Origin of the sequence: Streptomyces sp. 1114.5 (genome assembly GCF_003635085.1) — a bacterium.
Taxonomy (GTDB): Bacteria; Actinomycetota; Actinomycetes; order Streptomycetales; family Streptomycetaceae; genus Kitasatospora.
Map to the genome: position 1 here is coordinate 5,240,023 of NZ_RBXE01000001.1, position 12,545 is coordinate 5,252,567.

The window sequence follows — 12,545 nt, forward strand, 5'->3', positions numbered from 1 at the left end:
GTTCCCGCCGGCCCGTGGCGCCGGGTGCCTGCCGCGCAGTCTCCGGGAACGCAGAGAGACCGCCTCGGGCCACCAGGGCCGGGCGGTCTCTGCTGTCCGGGCGGGCCCATGCGCCAACACGGCCCGTGCCGATGTTCCCGAGATTTGTTGGAGTGAACAGCGCCCCCCGGGTTCCGGACCCGCAGGTCCTGGTGACGCTGCTGCAAATCGTCACATCCGGCCCGGAGGGCTTACAAGAGGACGCTGCACAAAGGCGCATCAAAATCCGGTTTCAAATCGCTGAACTGCCCCTTTCTGGTACGGCGTTCACGAGATCACGGGCGGGGGCCGGGACGGCCGCGCATCAATCTGCGCGATGTTCACCGAACCGATTGGGAATCACCCGTATGCCTGACAGAGTGTTCGCCTACGGGCACCCAGTGCGACGCCAACCGCGCGAAGTGCCCCTCCGTTGGAGTGGACAGTGATAAGGAGAACCCCCTCGATGACGAGGAAACGGAACAGGCGTGCCCGCATCCAGTGTGCGGCCGGCTCCCCCAACCCCGTGCGCCCGCGACCGCGACCGCGCCTGCCCTGGCGGCCCGCCGCCGGTGAGGCCGCCGTGGTCGTCGTGGTGATCGTCCTGGCGGCCGCCCTGGTGGCGACGGGCATGTCGGCCGGAGCAGCCCTCGAACTCGCCACCGGCGCCTGGCTGCTGGCCGCCAGACTGCGACGGGAGCGGGCCTAGCGGGGAGCGCCTGCCTGCGATGGGACGCCGGGAGAAGCCGATCGAGGCGACCGAGCCGGCACTGAGCCGACTCGCCGCCTGGCTGCGAGAACAACGCGAACGCGAGCAGCTGACCTACCGTCAGCTCGCTGCTCGGACCAACTACCACGCCACCACCCTGCAACGGGCCGCCAGCGGCCGCTCCGTACCGAGCTGGAAGGTCGTCGAGGCCGTCACCCGCGAATGCGGCGGCGACCTCAAGACCGCCCGGCGCAAATGGGTCCAGGCCAACTACTGGGCCCACGTGCCCCGCCCCTCCGGGACCCGGCGACTGCGGGCACCCCGGCGGGTCGACCCCGAACAGGTCGACTCCTTCGCCGACCTGCGACGGGCGATGCACGAGATGCGCCGCAAGGCCGACTGGCCCTCCCTGAAGGAACTGGACCGCCGGGCCCGTGCCAGGGGCAGACGCCTGCCCTCCAGCACCCTGGCCCTGGTCCTCAAGGGCGAGGCCCCGCTGCACAAACCCGTGTTCCTCACCTTCATGGAGGCCTGCGAGGTCCGGGAGGTCCGCCGCACCCTGTGGGCGGCGGCCTGGGACCGCACCAACAACGCCCGCACCCCGGTCCCGGTCAACTCGCGCACGCACCACGCCGAGTTCGTCCGGGCCATGCAGTCCTCCAGCGCCGGCACCTCGACGGACATCCTGTTCCGCCTGTGGGTGACGCTGCGCAACAGCCTGGCCGCCGAACGGGCCGACGACCCCGGCCACCCGGGCGCGCCGGGCCGCGAAGGCACCGACGACACCCCGCCGGTGCCCGTGTGACCGGGCCCGCGGACGGAGCGCGACACCCGCGCTCCGTCCGCGGACCAGCACCCACCCGCGCCACCTCGGGACACCACCATGCCGACACCACCACACCGACCGGCCGCCCCCGGAGCGGACCTGGGCCTGTGGGCGCTGCACGACCTCCACCTGCGCCACTACCTCGACTACGCCGCCCTGCTCCTGCCACCCGCCGACGCCCCCCTGGCCGTCCGCGACGCCTTCGAGGAACTCGGCGGCCACTGGCTCGACGCCCTGGCCACCGCGAGCCCGGCCGCCTGCGCCTGGCAGGCGGTCCGGCGCCGCGTGCGCACCCTGGCCGGGCCGCAGCCCTTCGGCCCGGTCGCCCACCTCACCGCCCCACAACAGGACGTCCTGCTGCTGCACCTGGTCCTCGACCTGTCCGCCGCCCAGGTCGCCGCCCTCACCGGCACCGAACCCGCCACCGTCCACGTCCAGCTCCGCTCCCTGGCCACCGCCCACCGCTGACCCCCCCCGCCGGGGCCGCACCGGAAGTCGACGGGGCCGACTTCCGGTGCGCCGCGGGCGATCGGCGCCGGGGGTGAGAGGTACCGGGCCGGCCGGCCTGAGCCGGCGGGTGGCCTGTGGCCGTAGACGTGGAAGGGGCGCCCTCTGCCGGAGTGGGCGCCGCGGCGTCAGGAGACAGGCATGCTCAGGTTCCACGGCGCGTGGCGGATCACCGTGGTCGGCCGCAGCGCCGACTTCGACCAGCGGGCGGTCGTGCGCAGCCCGTACGGGGCCCGGGTGCTCCCCGGGCGGGAAGGGGCGGTGCTGGACGTGGACGAGGAGAGCTGGACGCTGTCCCTGGAACACCACCTGTGGGGGCGCAGCTGGCAGCCGAACCTGCGCACCACCCCCGGGCCGCTCACCGAACGCGACGGCGTCCGCAGCCAGTTGCTCACCAGCAACGACTGCCACTGGCCGGGCAAGCCGCTCGACTACGTCAACTTCGTCCTGCGGCTGGACCAGGCGATCGCCCCGGCCACCGTACCGGGGCGCACCGCACGGGCGGCCGGTGCGGCCGGGGTGCCGATCGCCGCGCCGGTCCAGGCCGTCCGCACCTCGTCCTCGCACACGACGGCCCCCGGGCACACGACGGCCCCCGGCCGCACGACGGCCCCCGGCCGCACGACGGCCCCCGGGCACACGGCGGCCCCCGGGCACACGGCGGTCCCCGGCCGCACCGCTGCTCCCGTGTCCGAGCGGGGGCAGACCCTGCGGGCCCCCTGGTAGCCCGGCGGCGGGTGCGGGGGACAGCCCCGGGTCGCGGCGGCCCGCAGGCCACACGGTCCGGCGGGCCGCCCCCCGGGTCGGCCGGACGCATCCGCATCGGCCGACCCGAGAGGCCGTCACCGAGTAACCCGAGGATGCCCCGGCTTTTACCCCGGGGAGGGATCGGGTTTCCCGCGTAGCGGGTCAGGGAGCTGGTCGGCACCATCTCACGCCCGGGCCCGTACAGCGACGTGCCCGCCTACGCCCCCTGGATCCGCGCCGCGATCGCGGCCGGCTGACCGGCCGTGAGCGCAACCCGTGACCGCCGGCGGCCGCCGCCCCGCGGCTAGAGTCGCAGGTGATCACCGCCGCGCCCGAGGAGACCACGCCATGCCGACCGACCCCGCCGCCACCGCCCCCGCCCGCCCGCACCCCGCGCGGCTGGGCCTGGGCACCGCCGCCGTCGGCCGGCCCGGCTACATCACCCTCGGGCGCGACGCGGACCTGCCCGCCGAGCGCACCGTCGAGGCGCTGCGCGAGCGCACCCACGCCCTGCTCGACGCCGCGTACGCCGCCGGAGTGCGCTACTTCGACACCGCCCGCTCCTACGGCCGCGCCGAGGAGTTCCTCGCCCAGTGGCTGGACGCCCACCCCGAGGAGGCGCCCGAGGTGACGGTCGCCAGCAAGTGGGGCTACACCTACACGGCGGGCTGGCGCAGCGACGGCGTCGCCGCACACGAGGTCAAGGAACACTCGACGGCGGTGTACGACCGTCAGATCCGCGAGAGCCGCGCCCTGCTCGGCGAGCGCCTGGACGTCTACCTCGTCCACTCCGTCGTCCCCGCCAGCCCCGCCCTCACCGACCCGGCCCTGCACGAGCGGCTGGCCGCCCTCGCCGCCGAGGGCGTGCGGGTGGGCCTGTCCACCAGCGGCCCCGCCCAGGGCGACACCATCCGCGAGGCCCTTGCCGTCACCGTGGAAGGACGCCCGCTGTTCACCGCCGTCCAGGCCACCTGGAACGTGCTGGAGACCTCCGCCGCCCCCGCCCTCGCCGAGGCCCACAAGGCCGGCTGGCTGGTCGTGGTCAAGGAGGGCATGGCCAACGGCCGCCTGGCCGGACGCAACGCCACCGGAGCCGACACCGCCGCCCTGCGCGCCGTGGCCGCCCGCACCGCCACCACCCCCGACGCCCTCGCCCTGGCCGCGGCCGCCGCCCAGCCCTGGGCCGACGTCGTCCTGTCCGGCGCCGCCACCCTCGACCAGCTCGCCTCCAACCTCACCGCCGCCCGGGCCCGGCTGACCGCGCAGGACCTCGCCGCCCTGGCCGCCATGGCCGAGCCCGCCGAGGCGTACTGGCGCACCCGGGCGTCCCTGCCCTGGGCCTGAGCCGCCCTCGCGAACGCCACGGGTGGGACTGAGCGGCCGCGCCCGGCGGTCAGTACTGCGCGCTGGGCGCGGCCGTGGTCGGCCCGAGGTCGGGCTGGTCGCGCAACTCCACTGCCCGGCCGTGCCGTTCGAGTTCGAGGACGACCAGTTCGTTGCCGCCCGCCCGCCACAGGGGTGCGGGGGCGTAGAGGGTGCGCTGGGGGCCGGCGGCGCAGTAGCGGCCGAGCAGGAAGCCGTTGAGCCACAGCAGCCCGCGGCCCCAGCCGGGCAGGGCGACGAACGCGTCGGCGGGGGAGGGGAGCCGGGCGGTGAAGCGGTGGAACGCCGGTTCCCCGTCGCGTGTCTGCGCGTCACTGTGGGTGAAGCGCAGTGCGGACAGGTCGGTCAGCGGCAGCGGGCGGATCCGCCAGCCGAACAGTTGCTGGCCGCCGTGCCAGACGCCGCGGGTGATGCCCTTGCGGTCGTCCATCTGCGGGCCGTAGTTCACCCGGCCCAGGGCCTCGACCAGGATGTCCAGGGTGACCCCGCCGGCGTCGGTGGCCAGCGGCAGGCTCGCGCCGGGGGAGTTGCGTTCCAGCACGCCCAGCGCTCGCCCGTCGGCGAACACCTGCGCCCGGTCAGCCAACCCGTCGATGCGCAAAGGAAGTTCGGGGCGCGGCCCGGGCACGCGGGTGCGGTAGTGGATCAGGCCGCGGTCCTGGCCGAGGCGTTCCATGGGCAGCGGCGCGGCGTGCTCCACCGGCTGCGACAGCGGGTCCAGGTTCGCCAGCAGCGCCGCCCGCCCGTCGGCGCGTTCCAGGCGCTGCGGCGCCACCCGCGGCAGCGGAGCGGGCGGTTCGGCGCCGGGCAGGTCCGGGTCCGCCGGCGGCAGGTAGCGGCCGATGACCTCGCGCAGCGCGTGGAACTTCTCGGTCAGCTCGCCCGCCTCGCCGATCGGCGCGTCGTAGTCGTAGCTGGTGACGGTCGGCTCGTAGCCGGCGTCCTGCGGGTGGGCGCCGCTGTGGTTGGCGCCGGCCCACAGGCCGAAGTTGGTGCCGCCGTGCGCCATGTAGAGGCTGACGGAGGCGCCGGTGGCGAGCAGTTCGTCCAGGGCGGCGGCGCTCTCCTGGGCGTCGCGCACGTGGTGGGGCAGGCCCCACTGGTCGAACCAGCCGATCCAGAACTCCATGGCGGTCAGCGGCCCGTGGGGCTGGTGGCGGCGCAGCACCGCCAGGCGTTCGGGGGCGCGTGAGCCGAAGGTCGCGGTGGCCAGGTGGCCGGGCAGGGCGCCGCCCTGCTGCATGGTGTCGTGGGCGCCGTCGGTGGTGAACAGCAGGCAGTCCACGCCGCGGCGCACCCATCCGTCGCGCAGGTGGCGCAGGTAGGAGGTGTCGTCGCCGTAACTGCCGTACTCGTTCTCCACCTGCACGGCCACCACCGGCCCGCCCCGGCTGGCCAGCAGCGGCAGCAGTTCGGGCGCCAGCGCATCGAACCAGCCGTCCACCTCGGCCAGGAACGCCGGATCCGCGCAGCGCAGCCGCAGCCCGTCCACCGCCAGCAGCCGGGCCGGCAGCCCGCCGAACTCCCACTCCGCGCAGATGTACGGCCCGGGGCGCAGGATCACGTCCATGCCCAGCTCCCCGGCCAGCCGCACGAACCGCCCCACATCCCGCCACCCGGTGAAGTCGACCCGCCCGCCCGGCAGTTCGTGGAAGTTCCACGGCACATAGGTGTCCACCGTGTTCACCCCCAGCGCCCGCACCCGGCGCAGCCGGTCCTCCCACAGCCCGGGGTGGACACGGAAGTAGTGCACCGCCCCGGCCACCACCCGGTGCGGCACCCCGCCCCGGACGAACCCGTCCGCGTCGTACCCGAGCATGCGCACACCCGCCCTTCCCACAGGAGACCCCGGCACCGGCGAGCCTAGCGGCCAGCCGGTCGAGCAGGAATGGAAGCCCGCCGGACGCGGCAGCTCCCAGTCGCCGGGGGGCAAGTGCACCACCTGCCGCCGCCCCACCTCACCCGTACGCCCCGCCGTCTTCCATCCCGAGCCCCCCAAGCCCCTGTTCGACAAGACCGCGGCAGCCGTCCAGCGCCCCGCGCACCAGCTCGACTGGACCCCGCCGGACCCCCACCAGGCCCCCACCGTCATCGCGGCCTCCTACAGCTCCGCCGACCTCTCCGCCATGCTGACGGTCCAGCCCAACGTCACCCCGACCGTCGTCGCGGCCCCCGGCCCCCGGCCCCCAACCGGACCAGAGCACCGCACCGGACACCAGGCCGGAGGAGAAGGGCGGCCCCACTTGCCTGAACCGGCGTCCGATCGATGCCGACGACAACGGTGCGTCCGGTGGGTGGACCTATTACTCTCCGGTCAGGAGAGGAGGACAAGCCCTTGGTGCTACCGCGTGCATGTACGGAGCGACCGCGGACGGTACCCGAGCCGACCCCAACAGTCCTGGGATGGACGAGGCCAAGCTGAGGGCCAAGCGGCTCTTTCCGGGGGTGGACACGAAGTTTCTGGTCAACAGCTGTCACCTGATTCCGGATGCCCTGGGCGGCAGAGGGGTTCAGGCGAACCTGTCGCCGTGCTGGACCACCCCTGTAAATGTCGGGAAGATGACGGATGTCCAGACGATGGTGAATAGCAGCTGGCCAATAATATTGTGCAGATGTCAGTGGTGCCGGACTACCTGTACCAGGGCAGCATGATTCCCTTCAGGTATCGATTTGAGATTCACGTCTGGAATCCCAAGGGGGATCTCATCGATTATTCAGAGAGGGAGATCTACAACGAGAAGGGTGGACACAACCTTGAAGCGGCTTACTGAGGTTGTCGGGTGGTATTCCCATGCGTGACGCGGTGAGAGAGCTCGTGCGACTGTCTGGCTGGGTGGTTCCGCAAGGAATTCCTGAGATGCCGTGGGATGATTCCCTGGGGCTGGTCGGAATTCGGTTCCCCGCAGACTACCGGGAGTTCATCGAGACTTTCGGGTCCGGGGAGGTTCGAGGCGACCTCGGTGTTCTCGACCCGCTGCCGCGTCCCGGTGGGGTGACCGCGAACGGCGGGATGGCCGCCATGGTCCGGCGAACCGCGGAGGATATCGGTCCGCAGTTCAGGGCTATGCGAGAAGAGTCATCCGATCTCTGCCCGTACCGGATCTATCCTGAAGCCGGCGGCTTGTTGGCGTGGGCGGGAAACTATAATGGCGACTTCTGCTTCTGGTTGACGGAGGCGGAGGATCCGGACCGCTGGCCTGTCGTAGTCTGGCGCAGAGGGCGCTTTCCGGATGCCTGGAGTCGGCACGACATGGGCATGGCGGAATTCCTTCTTTTGGTAATTGCTGGCGAGGATGGCGAGCTGGGCGATCTGGCGTTCCAGAATTCTTCTGCACCCGTCTGGGTTCCTGAGCTCCACGCGCCGTAGGCGCGGTCATCTCGCAAGGTTGGCAGTACGTCGGAAAACTGACCACCTCGGACCACTGGATATGGTGTGGGCATGGAACTCGCACGCCTGTCACGGATCCTCGGTGAACCGACCGAACGGCCGGCCGTAACGCCGTGGGAGCGGTCCATCGGGGAGGTCGGGTTCGCGTTCCCATCTGACTACCGGGAGTTCGTGGATGGCTATGGAGGCGGGCGGATCAACGGCGAGCTCTCCGTGCCGGTGCCGACCCCAGTTCGGACCTCTTGTGTTGGGTGGTCTCGGACTCCCCTGCAGATTCGTGGCCGGTTGCCGTGTTCAATCGCGGGAAGGCTCGCTGGGGAATTTATGGATGCGGGATGGTCGACTTTCTGGTCGGTATCTTCCGGCAAGACTTCGATGAGTGCCCGATAGGTGAGGTCTCGCTCTGGGGGGCGCGTGAGCCAAGGTTCCTCAATTGGCGGGAGGAGAAGCGCTTGATCGCCGCGGGGATTCACCCATGGAAAGGTGGCCCCATACAGTCGTTCTGAAGGTCAGGTGGTCGACCACCAGGTGACCAGTGCGCGGCGGGAGCGGACGCCGGCCTCGCCGAGGATGGTGCCGACGTTCCGCTGGACGGTAGGCACGACGCTACGCAGGGCCTGCCGATACGTGACGGATTCGCCCGCCACCCCCGGCCCCTACCGTCGAAGACAGCGAACACCGCACCCACGAACCCAGGAGCAGCACATGAGCGCCTACGCGATCGCCCAGGTCCACTCGGTCGACTTCGGGCCCGACATCGTCGAGTACCTGGAGCGCATCGACGCCACCCTCGACCCCTTCGGCGGGCGGTTCATCGTCCACGGCGGCCGGTACGAGAGCGTCGAGGGGACATGGGGCACCGGCGGCACGATCGTCATCGAGTTCCCCGACTACGGGCGGGCCCGCGCCTGGTGGGACTCGCCCGCCTACCGGGAGATCCTGCCGCTGCGCACCCGGCACATGGCGGCCGACATCGTCCTCATCGAGGGCGTGCCGGCCGGCTACCGGGGCGCGGACTCGCTCAAGCACTGAGCAGGGGGCCATGGGCTCAGGGCTGCAGGCGCTCGCGCCACCAGGCGACCGTCGCCGCGACCTGCTCCTGCAGCGGGGTGGCCCGCACCGTGAACGCCGCCTCGTAGGCGGAGCAGTCCACGGTGAACGGCCGGTCGAACTGGTAGCGCACCTCCCGCAGTTCGCGCAGCAGCGGGGAGAACAGCCCCGCCGCGCCCAGCAGGACGGGGGACAGGCGGCGCACCGCGACCGGGCCGGTGCCGGCCTCCGCGGCCAGCAGGCCGACCATGGCGCGCACGGAAGCGGCCGGCACGGTGGGCACGTGCCAGGCCCGGCCCCAGGCCCGCTCCTCGACCGCGACCTCGGCCAACGCCCGTGCCACGTCCGGCAGGTAGGTCCAGCTGTGCGGGGCGTCCGGATCGCCGAGCACCGCGACGGGGCGGCCCTTGAACACGTTCGGCATCACCCGCGCCGCCAGGTGGCCCCCGTCGGTGACGCCCGGGCCGAAGAAGTCCGAGGCGCGCACCTCCACCGCCCGGATCCGCCCGGCCTCGTGCAGCGCCCGCGCCTGCTCCCAACCCGCCGCCCGCACCCGCCCCTTGGGGCCGGCGGCGGCCGGCGCCAGGTCCTCGGTCAGCGGGCGGGCGGGGCCGGCCTGCGGCCCGTAGCCGTACAGGTTGCCGAGCATGACCAGCACCGCGCCGCTGTCCTCGGCCGCCGCGCACAGCGAGGAGACCAGCGCCGGCCAGCGCGCCGCCCACTGCGGCAGCGGCGGCGCGGCGCAGCCGTGGAGGGCGACGGCCCCGCGCGCGGCCCGGGCCAGCGCCGCCGGGTCGCCCGCGTCCAGGGCCAGGTGCTCGACACCCTCGACGGCCGGGACCGCACCGCCGCCCGGCCCGGAGCGGGTGACGACCCGGACCTCGTGGCCCTGTTCGGCCAGCAGGCGGGCGGTGGCGGCCCCGGCGGGCCCGTGTCCGACGACCAGGTGAAAGCTCATCCGCCACACCTTAGGGCCTGCCTCCGAGCCCCCGTCAGCGGGGCGTGGGACCCGGCACGAACCCGGTGGCGCGAGGACGGGCCGGGGACGGCCCGTCAGCCCTCGGGCGCGGCGAACCGGCGGGCGATCCGCTCCCGCTCCCGGGCCGAGTTGCTGCCGTCCAGCTGCCCGGCGAAGGCCCGCCGCGCCGCCGCGACCAGCTCGGGCGACACGTCGGGACGGGCCACCTCGATCGCCCACAGCGCGTCCTCGGTCTCCATGTCCAGGCCCACGCAGGTGGGCACCCCGCGCCCGGCCAGGGCGGAGGCCAGCACCGCCTCGAAGACGGCCCGCAGCCGTCCCTGCTCCCGTTCCCGTTCCTGCTCCCGTTCCCGGTCCCGCTCCCGATCCCGCTCGTGCTGCGACACGCCTCAGTTCCCCCCGCCGCCCGAACCGCGGTGGCGGCGCCGGTTGCGCTGGTACCCGCGCAGCGCCTCCCCGGCACGGATCGTCAGGTCCGCGACCACGCGCGCCCAGGGCGGCCCGCCCCGGTCGGCCCACACCACGCACCCGCACCCGGCGAGGACCAGCACCAGCACCCCGACCAGCACCGCACCGACCACCACGGCCACCTGCCCTTCCTCCGCGAGCCCTGCACGGGCCCTTCGCGCGCCTCGGCAAGCCCTCCGTACGTTCCCGTACGGTCCGACGTGCGGATCCTTCCACCCGGTTCGGCCGCGTACTCACCGGCTGTGCCAGGATGCCGTTGCCGATCACCTGGTCACGCACCAGCCGTACCGACCGCACCGACCGTACCGACCGCACCGACCGTACCCGAGGAGTCCCCCGTGGCCACTGCCCGGTTCGCCACCCTGCACACCACCGCGGGCCCGATCCGCCTGGAGCTGTTCCCGTTCCACGCGCCGAAGACGGTCCGCAACTTCGTCGAACTCGCCGAGGGCACCCGCGAGTACACCGATCCGCGCACCGGGGAGCCGGGCAGCGGCCCGTACTACGACGGCACGCTGTTCCACCGGGTGGTCGCCGGCTTCATGATCCAGGGCGGCGACCCGACCGGCACCGGCACCGGCGGCCCGGGCTACGCCTTCGCCGACGAGTTCCACCCGGAGCTGTTCTTCACCCGGCCGTACCTGCTGGCGATGGCCAACTCCGGCCCGGGGACCAACGGTTCGCAGTTCTTCGTCACGGTCGGCACCCCGGCCCACCTCAACCGCAAGCACACCATCTTCGGCCAGGTCGCCGACGCCGCCTCCAAGGCCGTGGTGGACGCGATCGCCGCCGCCCCCACCGAGGGCGAGCGCCCGGTGCAGGACGTGGTGGTCACCTCCGTCGAGATCACCTGGTCCTGACCGCGATGACCCCCGGCACGGAGCAGAGCTTCCCGGCGCACCCGATCCGCGCGGTGCAGGCCCGCCACGTGCGCCAGAGCGGCTGCCCCTGTGACGTGGCGATCGTCACCGTGGACTTCGAGCCCGGGGCGCCGGGCGTGCGCCTGGAGGTGGCGCCGGACGCCACGGTGCGCGGCGACTGCGATCCGCACTACCTGGCGCTGTTCCACGCGGCGCTGGCCGAGGGGGTGCGCGAGGAGCTGGCCGAGCGGGCGCCGGGACGGGCGGTGGCGCTGGCGGTGGTGGTGCATTTCACGCTCGTGCACGAGGTGGACTCGCGCGAGCACTCCTTCCGGGTGGCCGGACGCCTGGCCGCGCGCGAGGCCCTGGCCCGGGAGCGGCAGCCCGCCTGAGGGGACGCGGACGGCCGCCGCCCCGGTGGAACGAGGGGCGGCGGCCGGTGAACTGACGATGCGTCAGGCGCAGGTGGTGAACGTCGGGCTGGTGTTGGCGATGTAGAGGGTCGCGCCGCCGCTCGGGTCGGAGGTGAGCGGGATGGTGATGGTGTCGTCGGCGGTCCACGGGATGCCGCGGGCGTCGAAGGTCCAGGTGCCGGTGACCTTGCGGGCGAGCTCGGCCAGGGTGACCCAGCCGTACTCCTGCGGCGGGACGTTGACGGTGACGCTGTTGTTGACGGTGGTCGAGCCCTGCCAGACGTTGCTGTAGTTGACCTGGGTGGAGACCTCCGCCTTGAAGACGTCCCCGGGCGCCGCGCCGCCGATGTTCGTCCCGATCTGGCCGCCGAGGGTGCTGGACCAGCCGCTCATGGTGGTGACCGCGAAGTTCTGCTGGGCGGCGCTGCTGGTGTTGTTGAACCAGACCGAGGAGACGCAGACCCGGGGCAGTGGTGCGGCCGGGGCCTCGCTCTTCACGGCCCAGGAGCAGGAGCCGGGGTCCTTCTGACACTGCTTGGCGGCGTGGTCGAGTGCCAGGCCGCGGGCGGCTGCCGGGAAGCCGGTGGCCCACTGCTGGTTGGCGGTGCCGTTGCAGGTGTACTGGTCGGTCCAGGCGTCGTCGTACTGCGCGCCGAGCAGCAGGTCCAGGCAGGTGTTGTCGCCGGCGTGGCGGATCATGAACGCGTCGCCGCCGCCGGGGGCGGGCTGCAGGAACCAGCGCTGGCTGGCCTGCCCGGCGCAGGTCTGCTGGCGCAGGCCCGGGGTGAACCAGGACGCCAGGTCGATGCACTTGCCGGTGTCGTTGTTGACGATGGTGAAGGTGTAGTCCGAGGTGTCGACGTTCAGCCGCCAGGACTGGTGGTAGCCGGGCGCGGAGTTGGTGACGACGTAGACCCCGTCGCCGGTGTTGCCGTTCTGGACGTCGAGCTGGCGCCCGTTGCTGAGCGACTTGATGGTCAGGCACTGCTGCGGCGTGGCACACGCGGCGGCCGCGGCGGCGTGCGCGGGCGCGGGCGCGGCGGCCAGGCCCAGGGCGGCACAACAGGTCACCAGGAAGGCCGCGAGCAGGCGCAGCCAGGGCGCCGTGCGGCCGGGGGTGGCGGTGGCGGGCACGAGGGATGTCCTTTCGTCGGAGGAACGGGGAACGGGGAACGGGGAATGGCGAAGCGGAGCGGC

The 12,545-nt window shown here is 73.1% G+C and carries 15 protein-coding genes; 10 read left to right on the forward strand and 5 right to left on the reverse strand.

What is annotated here, in order from left to right:
* The first annotated feature begins 484 nt into the window (after positions 1-484).
* The 5 genes from BX285_RS36885 (at position 485) to BX285_RS23160 (ending at position 4,151) form a co-directional block, all read left to right on the forward strand.
* Complete coding sequence (locus tag BX285_RS36885; protein WP_147465218.1) at positions 485-727, forward strand: hypothetical protein; 243 nt, start codon at positions 485-487, stop codon at positions 725-727.
* A gap of 19 nt (positions 728-746) precedes the next feature.
* Positions 747-1,532 (forward strand): helix-turn-helix transcriptional regulator, encoded by a 786-nt coding sequence (locus BX285_RS23145; protein ID WP_097234505.1) that lies wholly within the window; start codon positions 747-749, stop codon positions 1,530-1,532.
* A 78-nt stretch (positions 1,533-1,610) separates the two neighbouring features.
* Complete coding sequence (locus tag BX285_RS23150; RefSeq protein ID WP_097234504.1) at positions 1,611-2,021, forward strand: sigma factor-like helix-turn-helix DNA-binding protein; 411 nt, start codon at positions 1,611-1,613, stop codon at positions 2,019-2,021.
* 180 nt (positions 2,022-2,201) lie between these two features.
* The gene (locus tag BX285_RS23155) at positions 2,202-2,786 is read left to right on the forward strand and encodes a hypothetical protein (RefSeq protein ID WP_121177014.1); all 585 of its coding nucleotides are present in this window, start codon (positions 2,202-2,204) and stop codon (positions 2,784-2,786) included.
* Positions 2,787-3,155: 369 nt separating this feature from the next.
* On the forward strand, positions 3,156-4,151 hold the full coding sequence (locus BX285_RS23160) for an aldo/keto reductase (RefSeq protein ID WP_121177016.1): 996 nt from the start codon (positions 3,156-3,158) through the stop codon (positions 4,149-4,151).
* A gap of 49 nt (positions 4,152-4,200) precedes the next feature.
* Here BX285_RS23160 and BX285_RS23165 read toward each other — a convergent pair whose 3' ends face one another.
* Positions 4,201-6,009, reverse strand: a complete 1,809-nt coding sequence (locus BX285_RS23165) for a beta-galactosidase family protein (RefSeq protein WP_121177865.1) — start codon at positions 6,007-6,009, stop codon at positions 4,201-4,203.
* A 793-nt stretch (positions 6,010-6,802) separates the two neighbouring features.
* Between BX285_RS23165 and BX285_RS37495 the strand changes: the two genes are divergently transcribed.
* From BX285_RS37495 to BX285_RS23175, 3 genes are all read left to right on the forward strand, one after another.
* On the forward strand, positions 6,803-6,961 hold the full coding sequence (locus BX285_RS37495; protein WP_183107150.1) for a hypothetical protein: 159 nt from the start codon (positions 6,803-6,805) through the stop codon (positions 6,959-6,961).
* A 20-nt stretch (positions 6,962-6,981) separates the two neighbouring features.
* Positions 6,982-7,557: a hypothetical protein gene (locus BX285_RS23170; protein WP_147465219.1), complete on the forward strand. Its 576-nt coding sequence runs from the start codon at positions 6,982-6,984 to the stop codon at positions 7,555-7,557.
* Positions 7,558-8,283: 726 nt separating this feature from the next.
* On the forward strand, positions 8,284-8,610 hold the full coding sequence (locus BX285_RS23175) for a DUF1330 domain-containing protein (RefSeq protein WP_097234498.1): 327 nt from the start codon (positions 8,284-8,286) through the stop codon (positions 8,608-8,610).
* A 16-nt stretch (positions 8,611-8,626) separates the two neighbouring features.
* Here the strand turns inward: BX285_RS23175 and BX285_RS23180 are convergent, their stop codons facing one another.
* From BX285_RS23180 to BX285_RS23190, 3 genes are all read right to left on the reverse strand, one after another.
* Positions 8,627-9,586: an NAD-dependent epimerase/dehydratase family protein gene (locus BX285_RS23180; RefSeq protein WP_121177021.1), complete on the reverse strand. Its 960-nt coding sequence runs from the start codon at positions 9,584-9,586 to the stop codon at positions 8,627-8,629.
* A gap of 95 nt (positions 9,587-9,681) precedes the next feature.
* Positions 9,682-9,993: a hypothetical protein gene (locus BX285_RS23185; RefSeq protein ID WP_121177024.1), complete on the reverse strand. Its 312-nt coding sequence runs from the start codon at positions 9,991-9,993 to the stop codon at positions 9,682-9,684.
* Between the two features lie 3 nt (positions 9,994-9,996).
* On the reverse strand, positions 9,997-10,197 hold the full coding sequence (locus BX285_RS23190) for a hypothetical protein (protein ID WP_373560449.1): 201 nt from the start codon (positions 10,195-10,197) through the stop codon (positions 9,997-9,999).
* A 216-nt stretch (positions 10,198-10,413) separates the two neighbouring features.
* Between BX285_RS23190 and BX285_RS23195 the strand changes: the two genes are divergently transcribed.
* Positions 10,414-10,935 (forward strand): peptidylprolyl isomerase, encoded by a 522-nt coding sequence (locus BX285_RS23195; protein ID WP_097234496.1) that lies wholly within the window; start codon positions 10,414-10,416, stop codon positions 10,933-10,935.
* Positions 10,936-10,940: 5 nt separating this feature from the next.
* Positions 10,941-11,327, forward strand: coding sequence for a hypothetical protein (locus BX285_RS23200; protein ID WP_220783935.1), 387 nt, complete (start codon positions 10,941-10,943; stop codon positions 11,325-11,327).
* 63 nt (positions 11,328-11,390) lie between these two features.
* Here the strand turns inward: BX285_RS23200 and BX285_RS23205 are convergent, their stop codons facing one another.
* Complete coding sequence (locus BX285_RS23205) at positions 11,391-12,482, reverse strand: RICIN domain-containing protein (RefSeq protein ID WP_121177026.1); 1,092 nt, start codon at positions 12,480-12,482, stop codon at positions 11,391-11,393.
* Between the last annotated feature and the right edge of the window lie 63 nt (positions 12,483-12,545).